Source organism: Chitinophaga sp. W2I13 (genome assembly GCF_050434005.1).
Taxonomy (GTDB): Bacteria; Bacteroidota; Bacteroidia; order Chitinophagales; family Chitinophagaceae; genus Chitinophaga.
Genome location: NZ_JBNPWD010000001.1, coordinates 4,629,708 through 4,656,311, shown reverse-complemented (window position 1 = coordinate 4,656,311; position 26,604 = coordinate 4,629,708). Strand labels below are relative to the sequence as shown.

The window sequence follows — 26,604 nt, the reverse complement described above, 5'->3', positions numbered from 1 at the left end:
GTTATGTTGTGTTGGATCAGGGATGCAATCTTTCGAGTGTGTAGTCGTATGTGTTAGCGGTGCAGCCAGGACTGAACGAAAAGTTGATGTTCCGTTTTCCGTTTACCACCGGGTAAGTGAAGGTGGTGCTGACCGGGCTGCTGACGCCCGTTTGACTGAAGCTGATCCGGAAAGGATATTTGGGATCATCCAGTGCGTAGCTGCCGTTTTTACTGACCACGAAAGGCAATGGATTTTCAATGGTATATTGAAGATCGGCGGTGAAGCGTATCCTGAACTTTGTGAAGTCCGTTAGTGTAGTGATATCCACGCCATTGCGCACTGCTTTAACGATGCGCCATTCGCCTGCAATATCTTTCACCGGCTCGGGCACCAGTATTTCACTGCGGTGACAGGAGTTGATGATGAGTACCAGTATTGGCATCAGTAAACATATCTGGAATCTTGATTTCATAATGTTGCTTTTTACCAGGATGGATTTTGTTTTAACTCAGGCGATTTCGCGGTTTCTCCCTGCGGGATGGCCCACAGGTACATGGCTTCGCGGAAATTGTGTTTGCGTACGGGGAAGATGGTATAGGTAACGTTCGCGCCGTTGCGTTTCACTTCCATGCCGGTCATTTGTTTATTTTCTGTTTGCGGGGCGATCTTCCATCTTCTTACATCCCAGAAGCGGTGGCCTTCAAATGCCAGTTCCACTCTCCTTTCCGCGTGGATGACCTCTCTCATTTGTTCTTTTGTAAGTGCTGCCGGCAATTCATACGGCGATAGTCCTGCGCGTTTACGTACCAGTTCCACCGCATTGTATACTTCCTGCACCGGGCCTGCATATTCGTTTTGTGCTTCCGCGAAGTTTAGCAGAACTTCTGCATAGCGCATCAGCGGAAAACAGCGTTGCGAGCCGTGTATAAAGTTGGCGGCAATATTTTCATCGAGCATTTTATTGGTGTAGTAACCTGTGGGTGTTCCGGCATGTACCGCATCCTGGCTTACGCCTTTGCCATCGGGGCCGAGAAAAATATTGACCGGTTCTTTCAGGCCGGTGTTTTGTATCAGCGGCGTTTGGTCGCGGATGACGGAATAGGCCAGTCGTGGATCACGATTGCTGTATGGATCGGCTGCGTTGTAGCCTGATGAAGGATCGGTAATAGGTTTACCGTTTGCCATGCCGAAGGCGTCTACAAATCCCTGGTAAGGGAAGCCTCCCTGGGCGCCGTTCCGCGATGGCGGTTGCCAGGCGCTTTCGAGTTCACGGTTGCCGCCCTGCATCCTGGCGAAGATATACTCCGGGTTCACCCGAAGGGTAAATAATTTATAAAAGCCATAACCTGGAGCAGTGGTATTATCTTCATTCAAAGAATAAGCAGCGGTGTTCATTACGGCAGCAGCGGCATCGGCGGCGAGCTTCCAGCGTCCCGGAACATTGTCGGGGTACCCTGTAGGCGCCTCCTGCGGATTGATACCGCCACCATTGAAGAGCGGGCTGGCGGCATACAGCAGCACCCTTGCTTTCAGCGCCATAGCAGCGCCTCCGCTGGCGCGGCCGTAATCTTCGCGAATCCGCACGAGTGGTAATACAGCGGCGGCTGCATCGCATTCAGATATGATGTAGTCCACGCACTCTTTATAGGAGTTGCGCACCGCGGGGATCTTATCTTCCACCTTATACACAGAGTCGCCCAGCAGCGGAACACCTCCATAATGTTTCAGCAGATCGGCATAATACCATGCTCTCAGGAAGCGTGCTTCCGCGGCCATCACGTTGCGGATAAACGACGGGATGGGTGAGCCGGGCAGGTGCTTCAGCAGCTGGTTTACCCTGCGGATATTGGTATAGGGCAGGTTCCAGGCGTCGGCGCTGATGATAGAAGGATTGACGGTACCGGTGGCAAATTGAATGGAGGTGGTCACCGTGGCAGATTTCTGTGGTTCCGCTTCATCGCAGGAGGCATCGAGGCCGCCGTTGCCAAAGCGGGTAGCGTTTTCCGCAAAGCCAATGTCGACATAAATGTTGGAGAGGAAAGCGACGGTGCGGGCGCTGTCGGCAAATACCGTTTGCTCGTTCAGGTTAGTCGTTTCCGTCTGATCCAGGAAGTTCTTTTTACCGCAGGAAGCGAGGGTAAAAATTCCTATGCACAGGCATACAGGAGCAGTGAACGCAAATTTCATTTTCATAACGTTAATACGTGTTAGCATCCAGCTTTTGGTGATAAAAATTTACATACGTGGCATGACATCGCCTGTTCTGTAAAAGCGGTCTTCTACAGTGGCCTATGATGCGGGATCTTTTTTGATTGGTTACGGTTTGTCCCTATGGTATGACACCTTAAAAAGACCCTACCGCCATTCTTCCATTAATTTTTATTTAATTCCCCAGTTTTTTGCCGGCTGGTTACCCATTTCCAGTACCAGTGTGCCGCCGGCAGTGATATCTGCGTGGTTGATATAACAGTGGGCGTATGGTTTGCCGTTTAACCAGGCGCGCTGGATGTAGCGGTTGGCAGACGAATTATTGCGGGCGCTGATAGTAAACTGTTTGCCTTTGGCGTAAGCCGGATCCAGGGCGATGCTAATGTTATCAAACACCGGGCTGGTGATCTCATACCGGGTACTTCCGGGGCATACCGGATGCAGTCCGCTGGCGGCCAGTACATACCAGGCAGACATCTGCCCTACATCTTCATTACCTACCAGTCCTTCCACCGAATTATGATAAGCGCGGGCGCAGATTTCGCGGGTCCATTTCTGGGTAAGCCAGGGGGCGCCCAGGCGGTTGAATAAAAACGGAACGTGATGAACCGGTTCGTTGGCATGGTTGTAATAATCGTTCCACATCATGTTTTGCGGAACTTTATCAAAGAATACGGTCAGATCTTCCAATACCTTTTCTTTTCCACCCATGAGGGCTACCATGCCGGGCACATCGTGCGGAACAAACCAGCCCTGCTGATAAGGGCTGCTTTCAATAGTGCCATATCCCTGTTGCATGCGGCCCTGTTCCGGCCAGGGTTGCCAGCTGCCATCGTCGTTGCGCGGGCGGAACCATGCTTTGGCGGTGTCAAATACATTTTTATAATTGGCGCCTCGGACCAGGTATTTTTTCGCATCGTCCTTTTTGCCGAGTGCGCCGGCCAGTTTGCCGAGGCACCAGTCGAAGTACGCGTATTCCAGCGTGAGCGATACGCTTAGTCCGCCGGTGGAATATCCTTTGCTGCCGTTCCCAAATTTCTCTACGGAATTTTTGGCGAAGGCATAGCCTTTACTGATATCAAAGCCACGTATTCCTTTTGCCCAAGCATCTGCCATCACCGATACGGCGGGGTTGCCGATCATGCAACCGCTGTAGGCGTTCAGGAATTCCCAGCGTTCCAGGTATTGGTTGCCGCTTTCATCTGCCAGGGTGACCAGTGAATTCACCATGTCGTTTACTACGCGGGGATTGATGATGCTTTGGAGGGGCATCTGGCTGCGGAATACGTCCCAGCCGCTGAAGATGGTGCGTTTGGTGAAGTTTTTCACGGCGTGAACTTTTCCATCTCCCCCGATATATTTTCCATCCGCATCAGAAAAATTGCGCGGGTCTATCATGGTATGATACAGGGCTGTATAGAATATTTTCTTCTCCTCTTCCGAGCCTCCTGTTACCGTTATTTTTCCCAGCGCTTTGTTCCAGGAGTTGAAGGTTTGCTGCCTGATACCATCAAAATTCCAGTCTTTGATCTCTGTTTCCAGGTTATTCCTGGCGCCATCGATGCTAACGAAGGAAATGCCTGCTTTCATCAGTACAGCTTCCTTTTCTGTTGTGGCAAATTCTGTATAGAAGCCGAGATGTTTACCTGCTTTTTCTTTAGTGCCGGGTATCACCGTTGCTTTTTGCGATCTGTTGCTGGTAGCGGGCGCTTTCAATGTCTTCCCGTTTACGCGACCATCCGTCGGGGATGTCTGCACTCCAGACGCCGCATTTTGAAAGTGGTTTACTGAATTGTGCATAAAAGTATACCGTGTAATTACCTTTACCATCGCCGTTTCCCCAGCCGCCGCCTTCCGGTGTGCACTGCATGTACCCTGCGATGGTGCTGTCGTTGATCACTTTCACTTCCTGCCAGGTGGAGGTACCGCCTACCCGGCGGGCCAGGTCGATTTGTAGGCGTGATTGCTGATTGGCGGGAAAGGTAAAGCGCATGATGCCGCTGTGCGGAGCGGCGGTCATTTCTGCTTTGATATTATTTTCTGTGAGCAGGACGGAGTAGTACCCTGCGGTAGCCTTTTCTTCTTTTTTTGAGTAGGTAGAACGATACCCTTCTTCCGGATGTTGCCGGCTGCCGGCGGCAGTTTGCAGGGGGCCGGTGGCGGGCATCACCAGGAAGTTGCCAAGATCTCCATACCAGCCGATGCCGCTCATTTGCGTAAAGGCAAAGCCTTCTATGGTGGTATGTTCATAACTGTATCCTGAGCCGTTGTCGCCACCGGTAATGGTATTGGGGCTGAGCTGCACCATGCCAAACGGCGTGGCGGCACCGGGAAAAGTTTTGCCGAGGCCGTGGTAGCTGCCGGCGGCATCTTCACTGGTACTGGCGCCGATGAAAGGGTTTACGTAAGCAGCGGGCCCCTGGGCCTTACCAACCGTTGCAACCAGGAAGAGTGCGGAAACGAATATAGAAGCAGTGATTTTCATCTTTAAATTTTAACGATCTCAATTTTATGAAGCACCGGTTTGTTGATCGTATAGATCAGTTTAACGATGGTATCGATCTCATTCAGCCAGGCCGTACGCAGTTCTTTGTACATGGCTGTTTCATAATTTCCTTCGTGGAAGCGCAGCATACCATCTGTTTTTGCGGCGGTGCGTACACTGTCCAGTGCTGCGGCATCATCCTGCAATAATGAATTTCTTTTATCAAAAAAGTTACCCTGTACCCAATAGTAGCTGCGTAAATGGCCTTCCAGCTCTGCACGGCGGAGATTGAGCTGCATGATGGAATACGCCTGTTTGTATTGCGGCGTTTCCGGCAGTGTGGCGAGGTTAATACCTTCTGCCAATGCGGTAGCCGACCATTTGCCCAGGGCGTGGCCGTCTATCAGCAGTGTATAATCTCCGGACGACAATCCATCTACCTGTAACATTTCCCGGTTAAAATCTTCTGTAAAAGGTATCCAGTTCAATGCATCAGATTGTTTCTGGTCATTACCCCAGATGCGGGACACCGTATCTATGGGGAAGGGCAATGACGCGGCCAGGTAGCCGAAACTTACTTTATTACCGGAAGCTGTCAGCTGGCTGATATTACAATTCACCGCCTGCTGCAATTTACCAGCGCTCGCGTTAATCCTTACTGCTGCCACAGGTTTGCCTTTCAGTCCCTGGCTTTTCAGGAAGAGGGAAGCCATTACCAGGTGTCCTGCATTACCGGGATGGATCCTGTCGGGGCCAATCATGGTAAAAGTGGAATCCTTTTGCTGCAGTTGTTCATTCAGCGCTTTCATGGGCCGGAACAGGTCTGTAAAAGGCCAGTTATTTTTCTGTGCCGCCTGCTCCTGGAACTTTATTATTTCCAGCATGGCCTGTTGTTTACCGGGAAAATAATTCCCTGGTATCTTCGCGGTTTCATCGTATGGCGGCGACGACATCATTACTTTTTGTATAGCCGGCAGTTTGAGCAGCCGTTGTTCTATTTGCTGATAACTGCTGCGGGACGCGGCAATCCGTTCAGCGGCGGTTTTAGCAGCATCGCTGCTGTTAAATTCAAAGTAGCCGGTGTCGTTCATACCGAATGTGAGCACCAGTACCGTAGGCTTTTTAGCCAGGATATCATAATCCAGGCGGCGGTATATATCCGATGCTTTGTCGCCGCCAATGCCACCGTTGAGGATCACCAGTTTTTTGCCGGGGAAATGGGTCATGTAGTAGAGATAAATATACGAGACATAGGCTCCTGCTTCGGTGATACTGTTGCCTACAAAAATCACGCGGTCATTTTGTTGAAAGGGTTTTACCTGCGCCTGCGTGAACAAGGTGGCGAGGCATAACCCGATGGAATACACGAACTTTTTCATATTGTGGTTTAGTTATTTACAATTACATTTTTCAGCCGGATGGTGCGGATACCGAAACGTGGTATCGCCAGGCGGATGATTGTTTTGCCTGCAGTCTGCCGTTGTTGCAGGGTTTCCACTGCCTGTCCATCCAGTTGTTCTATAACAGCCTGCGCCGCTTTACCGTTGAAAGACAGTTGCTGCTGACCGTTATTTCCACCCGCATTGTACAACCTGATGAGCAAATCTTTTCCATCAATCTGCAGGGCGGATACCTGCCAATGATCATCCGCTACTGCCAGCAGGGAAAAATCTTTTCCACCGGTGGCAGGCAATATCTGCAGTGGTTCGCACCAGCGTGCTTCCTCATTGGGGATGGCGCCCGTTTCCCAATTGCCTTTATGCGGAACGATGGCATAATTCACTTCTGTAGGGCCGGTAATATCATAATTACGTCCCCAGAGCGCCCTGCCTGCATATTGCAACGTAAGACCCAGCGGATAATCCTTTCCATGCACATAACTGGTAGTATGATCGGTAAACAGGGCCAGTCCTGCGTTGCCATCGGTTACATCCACCCAGTGGAGGATGACATTATTTTTAATGCTGTCCCAGCTGCTGAAGAAAGTATTTTCCAACCGGCTATTCGTTACATCAAACGGTGCATCTTTACTGAGTTTTTGTGAAGAGAGAGAAAGCGGGAACAGCACCTGCAGTTTGCAGCTATCGTTATAAAATGCTTTGTGATATGCTTCCGTACTATAGTTGTTAGCCTGAGAATAGGCGCCTATGCCGGGATTGCCCTTCCAGTTTATGGTTACTTTCATATCTATTCTTCGCTGACCATTGGTAAGTGTAAGCTGTTGTGTAAATGGGTGACCGGCAATAAAACCGTTGATTTCCGCCGACACGCGGGCTTTGTTATTTTCAGTAATGCGGATAACCGCTACCGTATCCATGCTGGAGCGCCAGGCGCCTTCCTGGTAAAAGTATCCCCTGAGTTCATTGAACCCGCGATTGCTTTTTGTGTCTACCATTTCTTTGCCGGTGGCTTTAACTACCAGGCTGGTGATAACGCCGCCTTTGGCGGGGTCTATTTCTACGCGGTATAAGTCTGTTTCCAGCAGATAGCGTCCTGTTTCCGAACGGGTATCTTTTTCTGTACCTGTTATTTGCTGCAACCTGTAAACGCTGAATCCCATTGGCGGCACGGAAACTTTAACGGATCCCTGCGCTGTTTGCACCTGTCTTCCTTTACTGTCTGTTACTTTCCAATTGCCACCCGGTAAATCAATCCATTCTTCGCGGCGGCGTGCAGTGGTATTCAACACGCGTATAAAAGCAGCGCCGTTATTATTTTGTTGCAAGATACTGTCACTTACAGCGATGGTGTTATCTGTCCAGTGTTGTACTTTATCGATCCAGGTATCATCCTTGCTGCCATTGTAAGGCACGATCCAGCAGTCGTGATGCTGGGCCAGCAGCAGTGATTTCCAGGCGGTATCCAGTTGTTGCTGCGGCCATGCAACATGATCACATAGCGTGGCAATGGCGGCATATTTTTCTGCTGCTATCAGTTTATTTTCTGCTGCTCTCACCTGCTGTGCAATACGCTGTAATACCTGCGCACCCCATACCAGGCTTACCTGGATGTCTTCCTGGCTAAAGCGCCATGAGGGCACATTTGTTTTGCCGGCCACGCTGCCGATATAATTCCGCCACGTTTCATACTGTGCATTATCTTTCAGCCAGGGGCCGTTGCGCCAGCCGGCATCCTGCAGGCACATGCCCACGGGATTGGCGATGCCGGCGGCCCGTGCGGATGCTAAATATTCTTTGCTGTTGTTCCAGGCGGTAGTTTGCCAGGTAGAATTGGGTAATAAGGCTTCCGAACTATATCGCGGCACGGTTAGCAGCCGGCTGCCATCGGGGCCCTGCCAGTTAACCAACTCTCCGCCAAATGCGCGGGTGTAGCCTCCCCAGCAGGTATTCGGATTTTTCAGGGATGCATATTTAAATCCGAACGAGCGGAGTACCTGTGGCAGAGCGCTGGTAAAGCAGGGTTCTTCACTTGAATAAGTAGTGAACCGGGCGCCGGGAAAATGTTCCCTTACTTTTTGTATGCCATAGCTGAACTGGCGGATCATACTTTCACCGGAGCTGGTGTAGAGATAACTCTGACCATATGCCGGGTTCACATATTCTATGCGGCCGTTGTTGGATTGATCGGCAAATAATTGTTGGAAAACCGTATATGCTTCCGGTTCACTGGTCTTCACCATATCCCAGGTTTCCGGTTCTATTTCCAGGTTAATTTTCCAGTTAGGGTTTGCCTGCAGCTGGCTGTTTATAAACCGGGTGTATCCTACGGGATAGTGCCCGTAAACGCCGCCATGATAGCCATCAATAAAGTAAGGCTGCTGGGCAAAAGATTCCTGTGCCGCAGCGGTGAGTAAAACCGCCAGGCAAATAGTCATTCGTTTCATGCTGTTGTTAAAGGGCCAAGTCCGGGTTTTTCTGAACTTCAGCTAATGGTAATGGAAATTGAAAATCAGTTTCTTCGAAGCTCCGCAGGTGGTTGGGGGCTTTGTATCCGACGAGGTTAGTCATGCGGCCGCGTGCCACATCAAAGGCTTTGCGGGTACGCAGCATATCGTACCAGGTCTGGAATTCAAAACACAGTTCCCAATATCTTTCCCTGAGAATATCATCTGTTGTTAAAGCCGCAGGCTTAGGCGCTGCCGGAAATGCCCGGTGGCGTACCGAATACCAGGCGTCGATAGCCGCGGCATCGGATGTAGTGCCACCGTCGATTACACTTTTTGCTTCTGCACATAAAAGCAAAATATCCGCGTAACGTATCAGGGGAAAGTTAGCTCCTGAGCGGCCGGTTTTTTCTGCTTCCTCATCCCAGAATTTGAAGATATAAGGTTCGGAGAAAAAGATGGTTTCGGCCGGGTTGCCATAACGCGGGTATTTCGTATAGAAGAAAGCCTTTTCCTGTTTGCGTCCGTCGTCTGCTGCATACGAATCATAAAACGCGGGCGCTGGCGCCATGGCCCCACCATAGGCGGGTTGTATAGAAACCGGCTGACCGGGATATGGAAGATAGGCCCAGTGAATGTTGCTCACCGCCACCGTAGGATGGCGCTGCAGCATAAAAATATGCTCCCGGGTATTTTGCACCGCGGGGTTACGCAGATCGCTGTATTGCTCAAACAGGGAAAACTGGTGGCTGTCGATTACTTCCATCGCCTTGTCATAGGCCTTCTGGTAATAAGGCATTCCTTTCTGCAACGGATAACCGGCCATGGTGATGTATACTTTTGCCAGCAAAGATTTTACGGCGCCCAGGCTTACATGCCCGCTCTGATCCGTCCAGGGGAGACCGGCATTTTCTGCTACGGTAAGGTCCTTCACAATCTGTTCATATACGGCTGCTTTCGGCGAGCGGCGGATTCTTACATCATTAATATCTTTTGTGGTGGTGAGTTTCAGGGGAATGTCGCCAAAAAGCCGTACTGCCTGGAAGTAATACCATGCCCGCAGGAAATGCGCTTCACCGAGGTAACGCTGCTTGGTTAATTCATCTACCACCAGTGTTACGCTTACGTTTTCAATCACGCTGTTACAGTTTTCCACCGGGTAATAAGTAGCGTTCCACCATCCCTGTAATTTTGAGTTTGCATTATCGAGCCGGTCTAACCGCAGGAACTGGTCATCTTCAAAACCTGATGGCCGTGGCCGGCGGCTATACCCTGTGATATATTCCAGTGAATACACCGGGCTAACGGCTACGCCTATATTAGCCACGAAGGGAGTAGCGAGGCCGTCGTAGGTACCGTTTACCGCAGCGCTCACCTGTTCAGGTGTTTTGTAGTAGTGTGTGAGGCTGAGAGAACCCGAGGGTTCCTCTTCCAGGAATTTGTTGCAGGAAGTAATCAATATGATCATCCCCAACAGCACCAGTTGTTTCATATTTCAATTCCTTTATTCAGAATGTAACATTTAATGTGAACGCCAGCGTTTTTGCTTTCGGGTATTGATACATATCCACTCCCTGGTTAAAGTCGCCATCGAATGAAGATGCTTCCGGATCATATCCTTTATACTTTGTGAACAGGAAATAGTTTTCTGCGCTGACGCTGATGGCGGCTGACTTTATATGATACCGTGCGAGCCAGTCTTCCTTTAGCCTATAGGCCAGTGCGATATTGCGAATGCGCAGGAATGTTCCTTTTTCTATGTAATAACTATCCATTTCATTATCGAGTCCATCCTGCGGCAGCCGCAGCGCCGGGTTCATGCCGCCCTGTTGTTCCGGCGTCCAGGCATTGAGCAGGCTGCGGTAGCTGTTGATGGTGGGTGCTGCATTTTCCATGAGCATCCTGGTAAAGTTTGCCAGGCTGTGACCATAGATCGTTTGCACATCTACCAACAGCGAAAAATTTTTATAGGTAACCGTGTTACTCAGGCTTGCTTCAAAATCGGGCATACCGTTACCAAGTACCGTCCGGTCGTTGGCATCTTTCACTTTATTATTATTCCCGTCTGCGTATTTCAGATCACCAGGCTTTTTGCCATAGGCAGCAGCTTCCGTTGCTTCCTCTGTACCCCAGGTACCCAGGCGGCGGTAGCCATAAAATTCATTCAACGGCCGTCCTTCCATGATGCGGCCACCCCAGGGATACATGATATCGCCATTCAGTTCCAGTACGAGGGAGCGGTTCATGGAATAGATCAGGGAAGTGTTCCAGGAGAATTGTTTGCGCCGGATATTGTTGGTAACAAGCGACAGTTCAACACCCCTGTTACGGATAGAACCGATATTGTCAAACACGCCCTCATAGCCGGTGGTAGCCGGCATCAGCCGGTAATACAGCAGATCTTTTGTTACGCGGTTATAAACGTCGCCGGTAAATTGTATCCTGTTGTCCAGCAGTGAAACATCGACCCCGATATTCAGCTGATGGGCTTTTTCCCATTTAAGATTTTTGTTACCCAATGCTTCCAGCATAACTGCGGGCGCCGCCTGGCCATTGAATGCCACCTGGCCGCTCCGCAGCCTGTCCTGCGTTACATAATCGCCGATATCCGCATTGCCTACGATGCCGTAGCTGCCACGTATCTTCAGGTCGTTGATGCTGCGCACATCCCGGAGGAAAGGCTCCGACGACAACCGCCACGCGCCCGAGAAACTTGGGAAGTATCCATACACATTATTGGCTCCGAAGCGCGAAGATCCATCTGCACGGAAAGAAAATCCCAGCAGGTAACGGCTGTCGTAGTCGTAGTTGAACCGCATATAATACGAGTTCATTGCTGTATTGCTTGTTCCCGACTGCGGCCGTTGCGGTACCAGTCCTGTTTGCAGGCTGTTATACGAAAAGAAATCATCGAAGAAGCCTTCGCTTCCTGCCTGCGTGTTCATGTTCCCGAAATAGTACCAGCTGGCGCCTGCCACGGCAGTGACTTTATGTTTGCCAAACTGGTTGTTCCAGGTCAGGTAATCTTCCGAAGTCCAGGAGCCGGAATTACCATTTGCCCGTGTGGCTACTCCCTGTTGCGTATCCGAATATCCGCGGATATCCCGGCCGGAATAATACAGGTTGTAGGTGGCGCCTGTTTGTCCGCTCAAACCCGCTGTGATATGCAGTTTGCTGTTCAGGCGGATGGTAGTGATCAGGTTGCCCATGGTATACGTGCGGCCGGCCACCGATTTTACTTCCTGCATAAGTCTCACCGGGTTTTCAGAATCCTCTGCACCGGGATAATCTCCTTTGCGCGAATACGTGCCATCTGCATAGCGTACCGGCAGGAAGGGCAGAAATTCATATATCTGGCGTACGGCATTTAATCCGAATGTATTGATGTCGACATTATTCTGTTTGGCTGCCCCGCTGTTGATGACCGCCTGTACGTGCAACCATTTTGTGACGTCCCAGCCGAGGTTGATAAAGCCATTGATCTGCCGGGAGTAGCTGTTGATCAGGATTCCCTGCTGGTCGTTGTAAGACAGGTTGACCAGGGCGGAGAAGCCATCCTTTCCGGCAGACAGTGACAATGAATGTTCGTGGGACACTGCCAGGCGGCTTGCTTCCTCCTGCCAGTCTGTATGATATTTAGGCGAACCGTCTGTATTAAAAAGTTCATCCTTCCGCGGAAACTGGCGGGTAGGATCGAGATGCGGCGCGGTGCGGCCAGGCAGGTATTCATATTCCCGCTTAAACATCTCCAGTGCTTCTTCTGCATTCATCAGCTGTACTTTGCGGGCCAGTGCGCCAAAGCTGAGGGTGTTGCGGAATGAAATAGCCGGGCTGCTTTTTGTGCCTTTCCGGGTGGTGATCACGATCACGCCGTTAGATCCTCTTGCACCGTAAATGGCGGAGGCAGCGGCATCTTTGAGCACATCCACCGAAGCCACAATATTCGGATCAAGGATCAGGGGATCTGCGCCCACAATGCCGTCTACCACATACAGCGGACCGTTGTACGCGTTGATGGAACCGGTCCCCCTGATTTTTACGATAGGATTACCGCCGGGTTTTCCGGAGTTCATCATCACGCTGACACCGGCTACCTTTCCTGCCAGTCCCTGCATGAGGTTCATGGTGGTAGCACGTTCCTTTAATACATCGCCGCTCACGGTGCCTACCGCTGTGGTAAGTTTCTCCTTGCTGGAAGTGCCGTAACCGATCACCACTACTTCTTTGAGTGATGAATATTTCGCCAGCATGGAAACATAGAGCATATTGGCGCGTTCCACGGGAACTTCCTGTTCGCCGAAGCCGGGAAGGCTGAAGCGCAGGGTATCCCCCGGATCGGCATGTATGCTGAAGGAGCCATCCGGCTCTGTTACGATACGTGGCGGCGAACCTTTCTTCATGACATATACACCCGGCAAGGGGTTGCCGTTGGTATCCGTCACCTTTCCTGTTAATACCGAAGCCTGGTTCAGTGGCGGCGCTTCCTTCCGGGTGATGAGGAGGTTCCTTCCACGCAGTTCATATTGCAATACGGATGGCAATAATTTCAGCACCTGTTCCACCGGAATATTCTTTTTATTGATCGTTACTTTTCCACTTTTTGCAATTTCCGACGGGTTATATACAAACCGGAATGTGGTGGAGGCTTCCACCTGTTCAAACACTTTATCGAGTGTTTCATTCACAACATGTATATCTACCGTGGTTTGTTTCAGCTCTGTTGTTGTTCCGGATTGGGCCATCATCCGCGGCGGGTACAGGCAAAACAATGCCAGCACCAGGCAGGCAAGCCACCTGGGCGTCATGTGCACGCACTCCGCTGTTTTCACTTTCATAACTTGAAATTATCACGCCACATGGCTGATCCTTCCGGATTATTTAGTTGGTTGACTTTTTTTGTAAACCAGGTATTCGTTTTTGCCCGGCGTTTGCCGGTAGCTAAACCCATAAATATCACACAACATGCCCAGTACGTTTTTAAACGGTACGTTGGCATCGAACCGGGCGGTGAGCAATGAGCTGGCAATTTGTTCGCTGGCAAACCGGATACGTACGTCGTAACGGCGTTCCAGTTTTTGTGCAATATCGCGGAACAGCGCTTTCTTAAATATCAGCTGACCCTGTGTCCAGGCGCTGACGTCTGCCGCAGCGATGTTGCTTGTTTCCAGCTGATCTTCCGCAGCATGGTATATGACCTGCTGATTGGCCCCCAGCGTGGCATGGTTGCGCTGATTGTTTCCAATGGCGACCTTTCCGCTGGCTACTGTTACCGTTACTTTTGCATCCGGCGTGTAGGCGTCGATGTTAAAGCTGGTACCAAGTACATTGATATGAAGCGTGCCGGCATGCACCAGGAAGGGAGCGCCTTGTTTGGGCGCTACTTCAAAGTAGCCTTCTCCTTCCAGCCAGATCTCCCGGCCTTTTGTTTCTTCATACCGGAGTTTACTATCTATATTCAGCCATACAATGCTGCTATCCGGCAGGCTGACCTTCTTGATGCCTTTTTTACCGGTTTGTGCTGTCACACTTGCAATGGGCATTCCCTGCTGAACCGGTTGTTTCCGGGTCAGGAAGAAGGCGCCTGCGGTAATGAGCAAAGCCACCGCGGCGGCTGCGGCCCACCAACGAACAGACCGGTAGCTAACCCGTGGCTCCGCAGCTTCCACCTGGCGGCTGATGCGCAGGAAGATCAGCTGCTCCAGCGCGGTGCGTTGCTCCGGGCTGAATTGCGCAGTGAAGGCCGGATCATTTTCGAAAGACCTGTACCAATTGTCCACCTCACTGATTTCAACATCAGTGGCTGTACCGTCCAGGTATTTATCCAATAATTCTTTTAACCGGGTGTTGTTCATATCCATAGTCTCTCTAACATTAGACACCTGAAAAATGGCTTACCGCCATCACGATTCAAAATAGTTTGACATTTGCACTCCACAGCAGCAACAGCGATACCAGGCACCAGAACAGGATGTAATGATATTGTTTCAGGTGAGCGCGTAATATTTTCAGGGCTTTCACCATATGTTTCTCTACGGTGTTCACCGAAATATTCATTTGCCGGGCGATGTGCTGGTACGACAACTGCTCTCTCCTGCTCAGGTAAAATACTTCCCTGCATTTTTCGGGCATGCTGGCGCAGGATTCATCTATATGCCGCTGCAGTTCTTTTAATTGCAGCGTGCTGGCGGCGTCTGACTGATAAAGACCGCTATCATTCAGTACATGCTGCTGATAGGTGTTGCGCACCAATTGTGAACGGATGGTATTCAGTATCCGGTTTTTCAGTGATGTATGCAGGTAATTGCGGAGCGATGTGTTAAGAGAAATGGTTTCCCTTTTCAGGTAGAGGTCTACCAGCAGGCTTTGCACCAGCTCCATGGCCGCTTCCTGTACTTTTACACGCCGGTAGGCGGCATCCAGTAACTCCTGCCAGAAGCGCCTGTACACATCCTCAAACGCTTCCTTGTGTCCCTGTTTTACAAACAGGAACAACTCTTCATCTGTATACGTGGAAAAATCTTTTCGCATCGACATGAATTCGAACTACGGGCTAATTTAATCGTTTCAGTACGAAATTCTTCATGTCGGTACGAAAATATCGGCAGCCGTATTTTCACCGGTCGCTCAGCGAGAAAGGTTTGTCGGCATCGGCGATGCCCCGGTTGACAGCCGGTTTATTACCCATTTCCAGCAGCAGCACACCGCCATTAACGATATCTGCATGCCGGAGCCAGTTGTGCGGCCACGGTTTACCGTTGAGAACCGCCGACTGGATATATACATTCTCCGGGCTGTTGTTATGGGCTTGCACCACAAACTGCTTCCCGTTTTCAAGTGTTATTGTCACTTTCGGGAACAGCGGACTTCCGATCACGTATTGATCCGTGCCTGGGCACACGCTGTAAAAGCCCATAGCGCTCATTACGTACCAGGAGGACATCTGCCCCTGGTCTTCATCCCCGGGATACCCGTTTTCTCCTGCATTGTAAAGTTGGTCCATTACTTTCCGCACATGCGCCTGTGTTTTCCAGGGCTGGCCGGCATAGTTATAGAGATAGATCATATGTTGCACCGGCTGATTACCGTGTGCATACTGGCCCATGTTGGCGTTTACCATTTCCGTCATTTCGTGGATCGTTTGTTTGTAAGCGCCCACGTTCACTTTATTGGGGGCGCTGAAAACGGAGTCCAGTTTTGTGATGAAGGGCGTATTTCCTCCCATCAGGTTAATCAGGCCTTGTACATCATGAAATACGGACCACTGCCAGTGCCAGGCATTCCCTTCTGTATAGGGGCCGCCCCATTCATACGGATCAAAGTTTTCCTGCCAGTTGCCATCCAGTTTACGGCCGCGCATAAACCCGGAGAGGCTGTCGTACTGATTTTTATAATTATACATGGTGCGGCCAAAAACGTACTGATAAAAATTGTTGCCAGTCAGCTTGGCTAGTTGATACCCGCAGAAATCGTCGTATGCATATTCCAATGTTTGCGAGGTGCTGCCCTGTGATTCGGGGAAGCTGACATATCCCAGCTGATAGTATTCTTTCCAACCGGCGCGGCCGTTGGCGCCGCCCCAGGGGCCTTTGTTCATGGCTTCATGATAATAGGCGTCCAGCGCTTGTTTGGGATCGAAGGTGCGGATCCCTTTCACCCATGCATCTGCCAGCAGGGAGATGGCGTGATTGCCGAGCATGCCGCCTGTTTCGCCGGGGAACGACCAGGCAGGGAGCCAGCCGCATTGTTGCTGCGCATCCAGCAGCGCCTGCATGTAGCGGCCTTCCATGGTGGGGTGCAGGATGGTGTTTAGCGGGAACTGCGCACGAAAGGTATCCCAGAAGCCGTTGTCAGTGTACATGTACCCGTTATGTATCTTTCCATCGTACGGACTGAAATAATAAGGGGTTCCTTTGCTGTTGTATTCAAAAAAGATATGTGAAAAAAGATTGGCGCGGAAAAGGCAGGAATAAAAAGTGGCTTTGTCTTTTTCCGTTCCGCCTTCCACCCGTACCCTGGCAAAGAGCGTGTTCCATATTTTGGCGGCCGCCGCTCTTGTTTGTTCCAGCCTGGTGAAGGGTTTCAGTTCCTGTTGCCAGGTGAGTTCCGCCTGCGCGGCGCTGATATAGGAAGAAGCTACCCTGGCCTGTACCACCGCACCATTCTTAAAACGGATAAATGCACCTGCGCCTTTCCCTTCGGCCGACAGCGTATCTGCGAAGATCCTGTTGTTGGTATTTTCCCAGGTGCCGCTGGCTTCGAAAGGCTGGTCGAACACGATCACAAAATAGTTACGGAAGCCTTTGGGGATGAAGCGCCCGTTGGTGACGTACCCGGTAATTTTTCTTTCTGCCGGAAATATTTGTACGCCACTCAGCGCATCATAGCCATCCAGCACAATGTAGGCGGGTTTCTTTGCCGGGAACGAAAAGCGCAGATGTGCGCCTCTTTCAGTAGGTGATAATTCCGTGGTGATGTTATTGACGAAAGTTACCTTGTAGTAGTCGGGGCGGGCTACTTCATCCGCATGACTGAAAGCTGTGGCGCGCTCCTCTTCTCCTACTGCCAGTTTACCTGTTACCGGCATCAGGCTGAATACAGCGTAGTCGCCCACCCAGGGGCTGCACTGGTGCGTTTGCTGGAAGCCGCGGATGGTGGTGGCTTTGTACTGGTACTTCCAGCCGTCGCCGTTTTTACCTGTTTGGGCAGACCAGGCATGCATACCAAAAGGCAGCGCCGTGGAAGGATGGGTATTGCCATTACTGAGTGAGAACTCCGAATTGGTGCCCTGTAGAGTATTGGCGTAGGCCACCAGTTCTTTTTGCTGCGCTGCAGTGGCGAGGGAGAAACTGCAAAATAAACCGGTAAAAAACCGGCGTGTGTTTTTTATACGTGGTAGCTGCATTGCGTGGTAACGGCTTTTAGATTAGACACGCAATGGAACAGTTACCGCCATTTAGTACTTGTTTTTTGAAGAAATATTTTTAAAGAGCAGCGGGAAACAGCCTTCATGTACTGGAATTACAAACCCGTTTTCCCTTCCAGCCAGAAACCGGCCGTAAATATTCTGCCGCTGATATTATTATTCTTCAGTACTCTTCTAAAGGTTTGAACTGACTTTACATTTCCGGTAAGAATGTAGTTAGCCGTGAGCCAATCGCCAGCCCTAAAAATCGCCAGGTCGTTTATCCACTGCTCATTCCTGAAGTGATTGTTTTTAGGAAATACTGTGTAGTTCTCCAACCCCAACAGCCGGGGTACCTGTTCGTTTGCTTCATCCAGTTCAAAATAAAACTGAAACTCGTGATTGTTCTTTTTCAGGTACGGTTGAAAAGACACCGCCACGCCCAACGATGTTTCATCGCCAAACAACAACTGCTTTTTCACCGCCGGATCATATTGCTTTTGCCCTCTTGGCATGCTGACCCTTACCTGGTCACCAACGGTTAGGCGATCCATAAAAAGACATCCTGATGCAGCACCGTGCAGGTGAAAAATAATTTCCAGGATACCATTTTCAACATCGCTGAATGATACCGAGTAATTTCTGTATTCCGTATCACTTACCCTGATTATAACGGCATAGCCTAACTGGAAATTCATCCCTGAAAGATTCCCTTTAAACCGTATCTTTTTTATGTTCGGATTGATATAATTTGTTTCCATTACCTTCATTAATGGAAACCTGGATCCCAGCAAGCCTTCCATTGCGTCGCCTAACCATTTTGCTGTTCTTGGCATTTTACACAGTTTATTATAGCCTGCAAAGCAAGGCTATATTTCTGCCGGGAACAATGGCAATAGAAGTGTAGTTGCTGGACTATTCGAGGTTTTTTTTCCGGAAAGCTATCGCCGTCATTCCCGTTACTTTTGTAAAAAACCGTGAAAAGTAGGCATAGTCGTTGTATCCCAGTTCGGTGGCAATTTCTTTAACAGACTTGCCGGAATGGCAGATCAGGCGTTTCGCCTCCAGTATAATGCGTTGCTGAATATGGTATGAAACGGGAAAGCCGGTGGCATTCCGGACACATTCATTCAGGTAAGGGGTGGAAATATTCAATGCGGTCGCATAGTCGGAAGGCCGTTTGACCCTGGCGAAATCGCGTTCCAGTAATAATTTAAATGCTTTTGTAATAGTATCGAAGCGTGAAAGTTTGCCGGCTGAAGCCGACTGCTCCAGGTATTGCGAAACAATCAGGGCTACCAGTGTATTGCAGGCGCCTTTAAGCAAAGATGGGTATAACTTATCCTGTTTTCTTTCAAAAATATTTATACATAGCCATATTGCCTGGCTTACAATTGAAAAGCTACTTTTGGTTAGTGACAAAGGCTGTGCAGGAACAATTTGCTCCAGCAATTCCAGGTTTTGGGAAGTCAGATTTTCGTTAGTGATCCCCAGCAGGTAAAGGTCTGTTTTCCCGGATTTTACAACCCGGTGCACCTGGTTAGGATGGACATATAACACATGAAATGCCTTGATATGATACTTTTCCAGGTCAATTTCGATATGCGCCGTTCCTTTTTCCACCAACAGGAAAAAATGTCCATCGTGCCTGTGCGGCCTGTGGGCTGCATGGTAGGACAGCAAATTGCCGGACGATATCTTTCCCACGACAACTCCGGGGTCCAATGCGGCTGCAAACGGATTTACAGGAATTGATTTTACTTTCTTACCCATTGTTTTTAAATTTACCGGGTAAAGATGATTATGCCGGTTTGGATCCACCGGAACCGGGCCTCCATCAGGCGCCATATTCTTCCTTCAGCTTCTTTTCAAATATAAACGGCACAAACGGCAGGAACGATCCCACGAAAAAGCCGGCCACCCTCATGATGCTCCATCTGTACTTAATCCAGCAGGAAAGCAGGAGTACAATAAACAGGATAAATAATACGCCATGCAGCCACCCGAAGTACTTTACCGGTTCAGGCACAGAGAAGAGGTATTTCATGGGCATGGCCACAAATAATAATATCAGGTAAGATACTGCTTCGATTAATGCTGTTTTACGATATATGTTTATCATCTTAAAAATTTCAAAAGATCAATTAAAGTGAGGGCAAAGATAAGTGAAGATCAGATCCGGTTAATGTTATTATCGATTCGGATGTATTGGGGGCCAATATCCCGGTTATTTCCCTGATGCTTCATCAATGCCTCAGCCCTGCGTATGTCATGGACTATCCATGCACTCCTCATGCACTCACCTCGTCTCCCTAATATTAATATATTTTAAAAACACTCCTTTTACGGGGCAAAATTGTTTGTAAGAGATCATAACAATATTTATCTTCGCGCCGTAGCCTTGAATGCAATCATTAGTATTTAACCCTTTTCAACAATAAAAACCTTTATTATGTCTGTTTACGCACGATTCGGTTTCGTATGCGCTTTGACGATGTCATTTGCGTTAGCCTCAAATGCTCAATTGAAATTAAACACAAAAACACTGGGCGCCGGCGCCAAAGCAGTGAAAGCAGCCACCCTCACAGATGACGATGTGATCAGGTATACCAAAGAGTATATCCAGTGGATGGATGAGCACAACCCCGTTGCTCCTGCAGATGATCCGATGGCACAGCGCCTGAAAAAGCTAACCGATCATGTTACCGGCTACGAAGGCATGAATCTTAACTTCAAAGTGTACCTGGTAAGGGATATCAACGCCTTTGCCTGTGCAGATGGCAGTGTGCGTGTATGCGCCGGGTTATTACAAACCATGACAGACGACGAAGTAATGGGCGTAATAGGCCATGAAATCGGGCATGTAAAAAACAAGGATTCCAAAGATGCGTTCAAAACAGCGCTGATGACCTCCGCGCTGAAAGACGGTGTTTCTTCACAAGGCGGCGCTGCCGGCACCCTGAGCGATTCACAGCTCGGCGAGTTGGGAGAAGCGGTTGCTAATTCTGCCTATTCCCGCAACCAGGAAAGCCAGGCTGATAACTATGGTTACGAATTTCTGAAAGCGGCCAAGCTCAATCCCTGGGGCATGTCTATGGCTTTCGAAAAATTGTGGAAGGCATCACAGGAAAGCAGTGGTGATAAAAAGAAAGGCTCACAATTATTCTCTTCTCACCCTGATACAGAAAAAAGAATGAATACGATGGCGGAGAAAGCGAAGAAAGACGGGTTTGAAAAACCTGTTGTAGCAGCGAAGTAATTATTTTTTAAGAAGATATAGCCGGATGGGATTAGTGAATCCCTTCCGGCTATATTAAAGTTCAGGATGTTGCAGTTCCCGCTGCATGGCGTTCTTAGTTGCACTGTCGATCAGCTTTTCAGGCAGCAGTGATATCAGAAAAGTTTGTATGGCATGAGGCCAATAAGGCATAATACTTTTTCTGCCACAACCCACAATGGCCAGCACGTGCTTTGCATAGGTGGCCGCGGCCGGCCGCATAAAGGTGACGGGCTTTTTATTTGTCCCGGTGTTTACACTACCTGTTATCAATGAAATCACTTCCACATTTTCTAATTCACGCGCCAGCGAAATGGAAAAGGCATTGTTATATGCCTTTGAGCCTGCATAAACCGCTAAATAAGGTGGTGGAAACAAGCCCGCATACGAAGAAACATTTAATATAAGCCCGGGTTTTCCCAGTTGTGGCAGCAAGCTACGGGTTAGCTGTGAAGGGAAGGCCATGTTGAGCGTAATTGTTTCATCAATTTCCCCGGCGGAAAAATCAGCCAGTGCATTCATCGGTCCTATTCCTACATTATTCACCAGTACTGTTACGGGCAAATGCTCAATTTCTTCCACATTTACCCGGCTTTCCCTGCTACCATCATGTAACAGCAACACTATCTTGCACTGCGGGTGATCCCTTTCAATGCCCATTTTCACCGCCTGTAATTTTGCTTCGTTTCTGCCGTGTAAAACGATATTAAAGCCTTTCCCTGCCAGTGCCACGGCGATTGCTTTCCCGATCCCATCAGTTGCGCCGGTGACCACCGCAAAGGCGCCCGGCTTCTGATATTTTCTAAGATCCGAACGGCGGATATAAGGATAAATGAATTTTATCGTCCTGTATAAAAGCCATAAGAGGCATATTATTCCAACCGTAAAAATGATATGATTGCCCATCCGTTATTTTCCTGCAAAGTTAGTCACAGCTATGCCCTGGTAAAATGGATAGATAGAGGGAACCATTGGATTATTTGCGGCTGTTGCGGCGGAATCGCGATGGCGACTGCCCTTCTGCATGGGAAAAATAGCGGGTAAAGTAAGCATGGTCAGTAAACCCCAACTGGCTGGCTATTTCTTTAACGGATGCATTGGTAGCGTACAATAGTCTTTTTGCTTCCATGATGATAGTTTGTTGTATCCAGAAACTTACGGTAAGTCCTGTTGTTTGTTTTACGGCATCATTCAGGTATGCAGGGGTTATATTTAATGAGGTAGCGTAAGCGGAAGTAGTTTTATGTGTTTTAAACTGTTGCAAAAGCAACCGTTTAAATTGCTGTGTTAAAAGATGTGTGCGTGATAAAGGGACCTCCCTATTTTCCTGCCTGCGATAGGCAGAAGCGAACATCCCAACACAAGCGCTGATCAACGAATGTATTACCTGTGGCATAAAATCCAACGGATGGCGGTTGCGCACTATGGATGCCAGCAATTCAATGCTATCATCCAGCGGAGTACTTTCTAAAGTGGATATGGTGATGGGGGCATTCTGAAAATAGTAATCATCAAAAATTCTCCGGTAATCTTCTTCTACAAAATTAGTATCCAACGTAATCAGCCAGGCTTCCGTGTCATTGTTTGCCGTAACGCCATAATGAATTTGTCCTGGCAGTACGCATAATACCGCGCTTTCGATTAACGCTACTTCCTTAAAATCTATCATGACCGTACTTCTGCCTTTTTTTTGAAAGATAAACAGGTAATGGTCATCCCGGCGGTGTGCGGCTTTCTTGTAAAAGTCCTCCTTATTCTGCGTTCCGATAAACTTGTTGATGCTAATCTCCTGGTCTGTAATATCTTTCAGCGATTGTATCAGAATGTTCCCGGTCATTGGAGGCTTTTTTCCGGCTAAAGCTATAATAAAAAAACGCAACCGGCAGGGTAAAAATAATGACGAAAGAAGACGAACCCTGCCACAGCCCAATACCCACTTCAGGGAAAAAATCCTGCAATCTGCTCAACCTGTTCCACAACACAGCATCCCATGCTTTTGGCCGTTAATGCCGGAAAAGCTGGTGATTACGATACAGGTATCATTTATGCAGTGACCTGAAAAAAGCCAGGAAGTATGTTTATAAAAGCAGCATTAAATGGTTCCAGGTCGAAAGCAGACCATCCGAATGTTCCGGTTACGACAGATGAATTGGTGGAAGCCGCTAAAAGCGCCGTTCTCGCCGGCGCAGACGCCATCCATTTCCATGTACGTGACCGCAACGGTAAAGAAACCCTGGAGCCACTCTTTGTAAATGAGCAGGTAAAAGCAGTAAAGGCCGCCGTGCCGGAAACTCCTGTGGGCATCAGTACCGGCGCCTGGATAGTACCGGATATCGATCAGCGGCTCGCGTATATCCGTGAGTGGGAAGAACTACCCAACTTTGTATCTGTGAATGGGCATGAAACCGGTTTTGAACGTATTGTACAGGCCATACTGGACAAGAAGATCGGGGTGGAAGCGGGACTTAATTCCGCGCAGGCAGCAGCGGATTTCAGCGGCAGCGGATTATTGAACGAATGTTTCCGCCTGTTAATTGAACCGCAGGAGCAGGACCTCAACGCAGCGCTGGCAACGGTGAAGGCCATTGAAGACAACCTGACCGGCAGGCAACCGCATCAAACGGTGGTATTGCATGGTTTCGACAGTACCTGCTGGGAACTCCTGAAAGTAGCCAAGTATAAAGGTTACGACCTGAGAATAGGATTTGAAGATACCTTACTCGACCCATCCGGCGCTATTGCAGAAAGCAATGAAGCTCTGGTAAAGGCAGCATTTCACTATAGTTGATTATTTCTTTTCCAGGCTCAGCACGTTGGCGCCCAGTGGTTCTTCAAACACGCGTTCCAGTTGCTGCGGATGCACTATAACAGTGATCTCCAGCGATCCGGTGCCAACGGTGCCACCTAACATATGTCCGCCGAAGGCGTTAAAATCTTTATCCGTAACCGTGCCATGCGTATGCAGTGACACTTTCCCTTTCTGCCATGCAATAGACCCGTTCATGCCGGACAGTTCCATATTACTGAATTCTTTGGGCTCGTACTTTTTCGTTTCCCTGTTAAAATACCCAAAGGTGGCGTTCACAAATCCGAAGCCGGTGAAACTGGCGGAGGGAATCTTTTCCTTTTCTGCAAAGGCCTCCAGTTGCTTAAAAATATCATCTCCCTGCCGTAATACCATGAGGTAGCCGGTATTGGTTTTGATATAGCGGGCGGTATCCTGCGCAGTAGCTGTAGCCATGACGAATAAGTTGATGATGAGTAAGGTGCATATTGTTTTCATAATAACAGGCATTGCATTTAATATGCCATCTGTACGCCCTCGGAGGTCATCACCACCCGCTTCATGGTATCATCCGGATTGTAGTAGAGGTAGTCGATGCACACTGAGCGCCGGTGGCTGCCCCCGTTTTTCAGTCCCCCGTTGTGATAAATAAAATAAGACCTGCCGTTAAAATCCAATATCGCCGGTCGGTTAGTTTCGCAATTCCCTGCCAGCTCATTTAGTATCCCCTTAAATTCCCACGGACCTTCCATGCTGCGGCTCATCGCATATGCCACTCTCTCCGGCATCCCGTAACCATAGGACAGGTAGTACCAACCATTGCGTTTATGCAGGTGCGCGCCTTCCTCAAATCCCGGCAGGTCCAGTGTTTTAATCGGTCCGTCCAGTTCCGTGAGATTGGATTTCAGCTTTGCATAAAAGCATTTCCCATTACCCCAGAAAATATATGCCTGCCCGTTGTCGTCTATCATCACCGTTGGATCGAGATTGGCTTTTTCGTGCACACCCGCTGGCAGCATATCAAGGGTAACCAGCGCTGATCCGCGGGCATCTTTAAACGGACCCTCCGGATGTGTGGCCTCTGCCACACCAATGGCTGATCCCTTAATAGTAGCGTGGGCGGTGGCTACATACCAATAAAATTTATTATTGTGCGCTATTACTTTTGAGGCGTAAGCATTGCCGCTGCCCCATGAAAAATCGGTTGCTTTTAATGGTACAGGATGTTCCGTCCATTCCGTGAGGTTGTTGGATGAGAAGCAGAGCCACTCATTCATTACATAGGCTTCCGTGCCTACCGGCGCTTCGTCGTGGCCGGTGTACAGGTATATAGTATCATTGTGGACCAGTGCGGTAGGATCGGCAGTGAATTTATGCCGGATTATTGGGTTTTGATGAGGTAGCATGATCTGCGGGTTTATTTTTCAGCAGATTTGATATCGATAACTGTGCCATGGGGAATCTTACTCGAACACAAAGTTCGTCGCCGGAAAAGCCTGACGTAAAACCCATGGAGTACATCTACCCCATTGTACCTGTTATATCAGACAGAACACTCAAAGTATGATCCGTACTGCTGAAACAGGCATCTGCGGAGCAAATAAATCAAAGTTTCAATTTTGCCGAAATTACCTCAACTTGCAGCCTTATCCAGCACTATAAACATTGGACTCAGCAAACGAAAAAAACCTTAAAAGGGGATTACAGAACAGGCATATCCAGCTGATTGCGCTGGGCGGCGCCATCGGAACAGGTTTATTCCTGGGCATAGGCCCGGCGGCGGTGCTGGCGGGACCTTCTGTTATTTTGGGCTATGCCCTGGCCGGTATTATTGCTTTCTTTATTATGCGCCAGCTGGGCGAAATGGTAGTGGAAGAACCGGTATCAGGTAGTTTTAGTCATTTTGCCTATAAATACTGGGGCTCATTTGCCGGCTTTTCTTCCGGGTGGAATTACTGGATCCTTTATATCCTGGTGAGCATGTCGGAGCTGACTGCTATTGGCGTGTATGTACATTTCTGGTGGCCGGAGATCCCGTTATGGTCTTCCAGTCTTTTTTTCTTCATTGCTATTAATGCGTTAAACCTGAGCTCTGTAAAAGTATACGGAGAAGCAGAGTTTTGGTTTTCCATCATAAAAGTAGTGGCTATCATTGCCATGATCGTTTTTGGAATTTATTTGCTGATAAGCGGAAGTGGCGGCTCACAGGCCAGCATCCGGAATCTCTGGAACGATGGCGGATTTTTCCCGCGTGGATTATTGCATGCCGATGGTAAAGGTGGTTTCCAGGGATTGTTTGCAGCCATTGCCCTGATCATGTTTTCCTTTGGCGGGCTTGAACTGATTGGTATCACTGCTGCAGAAGCAGACCAGCCGGAAAAAACAATCCCCAAGGCTACCAACCAGGTGATCTACCGTATCCTGATCTTTTATGTTGGCGCACTTGTGATCCTGTTTTCTTTATCGCCATGGAAAAGTATTACTACAGACAGCAGCCCGTTTGTAATGGTATTTCAAAGCTTAAAAGGATTCCGGTTTTCCTTTTTGGGTAAAACCATCTATTTCACCAGCCTGATTGCAAATGTGTTAAATCTGATTGTTTTAACAGCGGCACTTTCCGTTTACAACAGTTGCGTATACAGTAACAGCAGGATGTTGTATGGCTTGTCGAAGCAAGGCAATGCACCCGCTTTCTTATCTCAGCTAAATAAAAACCATGTACCTGTAAAAGCAATCCTGGTATCCGGTTTATTTGCTGCTATTTGTATTGTGGTAAATAAGGTGATCCCTGAAAAAGCGCTGGAAGTACTGATGTCGCTGGTGGTATCTTCATTGATCATTAACTGGCTGATGATCACCGTAGTGCATCTTAAATTCAAAAAGAGCAAACGGGAAGCGCAGATCCTGACAAAGTTCCCTTCCTTTATTTACCCGGTGTCCAATTACATTTGCCTGGTCTTCCTGGTGGGCATCCTGATCCTGATGTGGATAACGGGAATGAAACTGCCGGTAGAACTGATCCCGGCATGGGTGGTGTTTTTGTATGTGTGCTTTTTACTGGTGAAGAGGAATAAGCGGAGAAGTTAATAGTTATCTTCCATAGAACACCTTACAAAGGATA

The 26,604-nt window shown here is 48.9% G+C and carries 21 protein-coding genes; 3 read left to right on the top strand and 18 right to left on the bottom strand.

What is annotated here, in order from left to right; genetic code table 11:
* Positions 1-16: 16 nt before the first annotated feature.
* The 14 genes from QFZ48_RS19230 to QFZ48_RS19165 form a co-directional block, all read right to left on the bottom strand.
* Positions 17-454, bottom strand: coding sequence for a DUF5004 domain-containing protein (locus tag QFZ48_RS19230; protein ID WP_429063281.1), 438 nt, complete (start codon positions 452-454; stop codon positions 17-19).
* 11 nt (positions 455-465) lie between these two features.
* Positions 466-2,175, bottom strand: coding sequence for a RagB/SusD family nutrient uptake outer membrane protein (locus QFZ48_RS19225; protein WP_429063280.1), 1,710 nt, complete (start codon positions 2,173-2,175; stop codon positions 466-468).
* A gap of 186 nt (positions 2,176-2,361) precedes the next feature.
* Positions 2,362-3,948, bottom strand: a complete 1,587-nt coding sequence (locus tag QFZ48_RS19220; protein WP_429063279.1) for a GH92 family glycosyl hydrolase — start codon at positions 3,946-3,948, stop codon at positions 2,362-2,364.
* Positions 3,848-4,675 carry a hypothetical protein gene (locus QFZ48_RS19215; protein ID WP_429063278.1) on the bottom strand — a complete coding sequence of 276 codons (828 nt, stop codon included), beginning with the start codon at positions 4,673-4,675 and terminating at the stop codon, positions 3,848-3,850. Before QFZ48_RS19215 ends, QFZ48_RS19220 begins: the two co-directional genes overlap by 101 nt.
* A 2-nt stretch (positions 4,676-4,677) precedes the next feature.
* A complete protein-coding gene (locus tag QFZ48_RS19210) occupies positions 4,678-6,054 on the bottom strand; it encodes an SGNH/GDSL hydrolase family protein (protein ID WP_429063277.1) in 1,377 nt (458 codons plus the stop codon).
* 8 nt (positions 6,055-6,062) lie between these two features.
* Entirely contained in the window at positions 6,063-8,519 is a 2,457-nt protein-coding gene (locus QFZ48_RS19205; RefSeq protein ID WP_429063276.1) for a glycoside hydrolase family 38 C-terminal domain-containing protein, read from the bottom strand.
* A 7-nt stretch (positions 8,520-8,526) separates the two neighbouring features.
* Positions 8,527-10,011: a RagB/SusD family nutrient uptake outer membrane protein gene (locus QFZ48_RS19200; RefSeq protein WP_429050470.1), complete on the bottom strand. Its 1,485-nt coding sequence runs from the start codon at positions 10,009-10,011 to the stop codon at positions 8,527-8,529.
* A gap of 16 nt (positions 10,012-10,027) precedes the next feature.
* Positions 10,028-13,354, bottom strand: a complete 3,327-nt coding sequence (locus QFZ48_RS19195; protein ID WP_429063275.1) for a TonB-dependent receptor — start codon at positions 13,352-13,354, stop codon at positions 10,028-10,030.
* A gap of 39 nt (positions 13,355-13,393) precedes the next feature.
* The gene (locus QFZ48_RS19190; protein WP_429063274.1) at positions 13,394-14,377 is read right to left on the bottom strand and encodes a FecR family protein; all 984 of its coding nucleotides are present in this window, start codon (positions 14,375-14,377) and stop codon (positions 13,394-13,396) included.
* Between the two features lie 49 nt (positions 14,378-14,426).
* On the bottom strand, positions 14,427-15,047 hold the full coding sequence (locus tag QFZ48_RS19185; RefSeq protein WP_370908037.1) for an RNA polymerase sigma-70 factor: 621 nt from the start codon (positions 15,045-15,047) through the stop codon (positions 14,427-14,429).
* An 85-nt stretch (positions 15,048-15,132) separates the two neighbouring features.
* Positions 15,133-17,421, bottom strand: a complete 2,289-nt coding sequence (locus QFZ48_RS19180) for a GH92 family glycosyl hydrolase (protein WP_429063273.1) — start codon at positions 17,419-17,421, stop codon at positions 15,133-15,135.
* Between the two features lie 116 nt (positions 17,422-17,537).
* Positions 17,538-18,257, bottom strand: coding sequence for an FAD-binding oxidoreductase (locus QFZ48_RS19175; RefSeq protein ID WP_429063272.1), 720 nt, complete (start codon positions 18,255-18,257; stop codon positions 17,538-17,540).
* Between the two features lie 79 nt (positions 18,258-18,336).
* On the bottom strand, positions 18,337-19,194 hold the full coding sequence (locus QFZ48_RS19170; protein WP_429063271.1) for a helix-turn-helix domain-containing protein: 858 nt from the start codon (positions 19,192-19,194) through the stop codon (positions 18,337-18,339).
* 64 nt (positions 19,195-19,258) lie between these two features.
* Positions 19,259-19,543, bottom strand: a complete 285-nt coding sequence (locus tag QFZ48_RS19165; protein WP_429050476.1) for a DUF3817 domain-containing protein — start codon at positions 19,541-19,543, stop codon at positions 19,259-19,261.
* A 402-nt stretch (positions 19,544-19,945) separates the two neighbouring features.
* On the opposite strand from QFZ48_RS19165, the gene QFZ48_RS19160 reads away from it, so the two are divergent.
* Positions 19,946-20,680, top strand: coding sequence for a M48 family metallopeptidase (locus QFZ48_RS19160; protein ID WP_429050477.1), 735 nt, complete (start codon positions 19,946-19,948; stop codon positions 20,678-20,680).
* A 54-nt stretch (positions 20,681-20,734) separates the two neighbouring features.
* Here QFZ48_RS19160 and QFZ48_RS19155 read toward each other — a convergent pair whose 3' ends face one another.
* Both QFZ48_RS19155 and QFZ48_RS19150 read right to left on the bottom strand, forming a co-directional pair.
* The gene (locus tag QFZ48_RS19155) at positions 20,735-21,604 is read right to left on the bottom strand and encodes an SDR family NAD(P)-dependent oxidoreductase (protein WP_429063270.1); all 870 of its coding nucleotides are present in this window, start codon (positions 21,602-21,604) and stop codon (positions 20,735-20,737) included.
* Between the two features lie 70 nt (positions 21,605-21,674).
* Positions 21,675-22,535 carry a helix-turn-helix domain-containing protein gene (locus QFZ48_RS19150; RefSeq protein ID WP_429063269.1) on the bottom strand — a complete coding sequence of 287 codons (861 nt, stop codon included), beginning with the start codon at positions 22,533-22,535 and terminating at the stop codon, positions 21,675-21,677.
* A 237-nt stretch (positions 22,536-22,772) separates the two neighbouring features.
* Between QFZ48_RS19150 and QFZ48_RS19145 the strand changes: the two genes are divergently transcribed.
* Positions 22,773-23,486 carry a 3-keto-5-aminohexanoate cleavage protein gene (locus tag QFZ48_RS19145; RefSeq protein ID WP_429063268.1) on the top strand — a complete coding sequence of 238 codons (714 nt, stop codon included), beginning with the start codon at positions 22,773-22,775 and terminating at the stop codon, positions 23,484-23,486.
* Here the strand turns inward: QFZ48_RS19145 and QFZ48_RS19140 are convergent, their stop codons facing one another.
* Both QFZ48_RS19140 and QFZ48_RS19135 read right to left on the bottom strand, forming a co-directional pair.
* Positions 23,487-23,981: a PPC domain-containing DNA-binding protein gene (locus QFZ48_RS19140; RefSeq protein ID WP_429050481.1), complete on the bottom strand. Its 495-nt coding sequence runs from the start codon at positions 23,979-23,981 to the stop codon at positions 23,487-23,489.
* 17 nt (positions 23,982-23,998) lie between these two features.
* Positions 23,999-24,889 (bottom strand): glycoside hydrolase family 43 protein, encoded by an 891-nt coding sequence (locus QFZ48_RS19135; RefSeq protein ID WP_429050482.1) that lies wholly within the window; start codon positions 24,887-24,889, stop codon positions 23,999-24,001.
* Positions 24,890-25,148: 259 nt separating this feature from the next.
* Here QFZ48_RS19135 and QFZ48_RS19130 point away from each other — a divergent pair, with 259 nt between their 5' ends.
* A complete protein-coding gene (locus tag QFZ48_RS19130) occupies positions 25,149-26,570 on the top strand; it encodes an amino acid permease (protein ID WP_429050483.1) in 1,422 nt (473 codons plus the stop codon).
* Positions 26,571-26,604: the final 34 nt, after the last annotated feature.

Coding starts and splice junctions, on each gene's coding strand:
- QFZ48_RS19135 (WP_429050482.1), bottom strand. CDS start 24,889: ATGCTACCTCATCAAAACCCAATAATCCGGCATAAATTCACTGCCGAT.
- QFZ48_RS19190 (WP_429063274.1), bottom strand. CDS start 14,377: ATGGATATGAACAACACCCGGTTAAAAGAATTATTGGATAAATACCTG.
- QFZ48_RS19200 (WP_429050470.1), bottom strand. CDS start 10,011: ATGAAACAACTGGTGCTGTTGGGGATGATCATATTGATTACTTCCTGC.
- QFZ48_RS19150 (WP_429063269.1), bottom strand. CDS start 22,535: ATGACCGGGAACATTCTGATACAATCGCTGAAAGATATTACAGACCAG.
- QFZ48_RS19165 (WP_429050476.1), bottom strand. CDS start 19,543: ATGATAAACATATATCGTAAAACAGCATTAATCGAAGCAGTATCTTAC.
- QFZ48_RS19175 (WP_429063272.1), bottom strand. CDS start 18,257: ATGCCAAGAACAGCAAAATGGTTAGGCGACGCAATGGAAGGCTTGCTG.
- QFZ48_RS19170 (WP_429063271.1), bottom strand. CDS start 19,194: ATGGGTAAGAAAGTAAAATCAATTCCTGTAAATCCGTTTGCAGCCGCA.
- QFZ48_RS19180 (WP_429063273.1), bottom strand. CDS start 17,421: ATGCAGCTACCACGTATAAAAAACACACGCCGGTTTTTTACCGGTTTA.
- QFZ48_RS19140 (WP_429050481.1), bottom strand. CDS start 23,981: ATGAAAACAATATGCACCTTACTCATCATCAACTTATTCGTCATGGCT.
- QFZ48_RS19155 (WP_429063270.1), bottom strand. CDS start 21,604: ATGGGCAATCATATCATTTTTACGGTTGGAATAATATGCCTCTTATGG.
- QFZ48_RS19185 (WP_370908037.1), bottom strand. CDS start 15,047: ATGCGAAAAGATTTTTCCACGTATACAGATGAAGAGTTGTTCCTGTTT.
- QFZ48_RS19225 (WP_429063280.1), bottom strand. CDS start 2,175: ATGAAAATGAAATTTGCGTTCACTGCTCCTGTATGCCTGTGCATAGGA.
- QFZ48_RS19210 (WP_429063277.1), bottom strand. CDS start 6,054: ATGAAAAAGTTCGTGTATTCCATCGGGTTATGCCTCGCCACCTTGTTC.
- QFZ48_RS19195 (WP_429063275.1), bottom strand. CDS start 13,354: ATGAAAGTGAAAACAGCGGAGTGCGTGCACATGACGCCCAGGTGGCTT.
- QFZ48_RS19215 (WP_429063278.1), bottom strand. CDS start 4,675: ATGAAAATCACTGCTTCTATATTCGTTTCCGCACTCTTCCTGGTTGCA.
- QFZ48_RS19230 (WP_429063281.1), bottom strand. CDS start 454: ATGAAATCAAGATTCCAGATATGTTTACTGATGCCAATACTGGTACTC.
- QFZ48_RS19205 (WP_429063276.1), bottom strand. CDS start 8,519: ATGAAACGAATGACTATTTGCCTGGCGGTTTTACTCACCGCTGCGGCA.
- QFZ48_RS19145 (WP_429063268.1), top strand. CDS start 22,773: ATGTTTATAAAAGCAGCATTAAATGGTTCCAGGTCGAAAGCAGACCAT.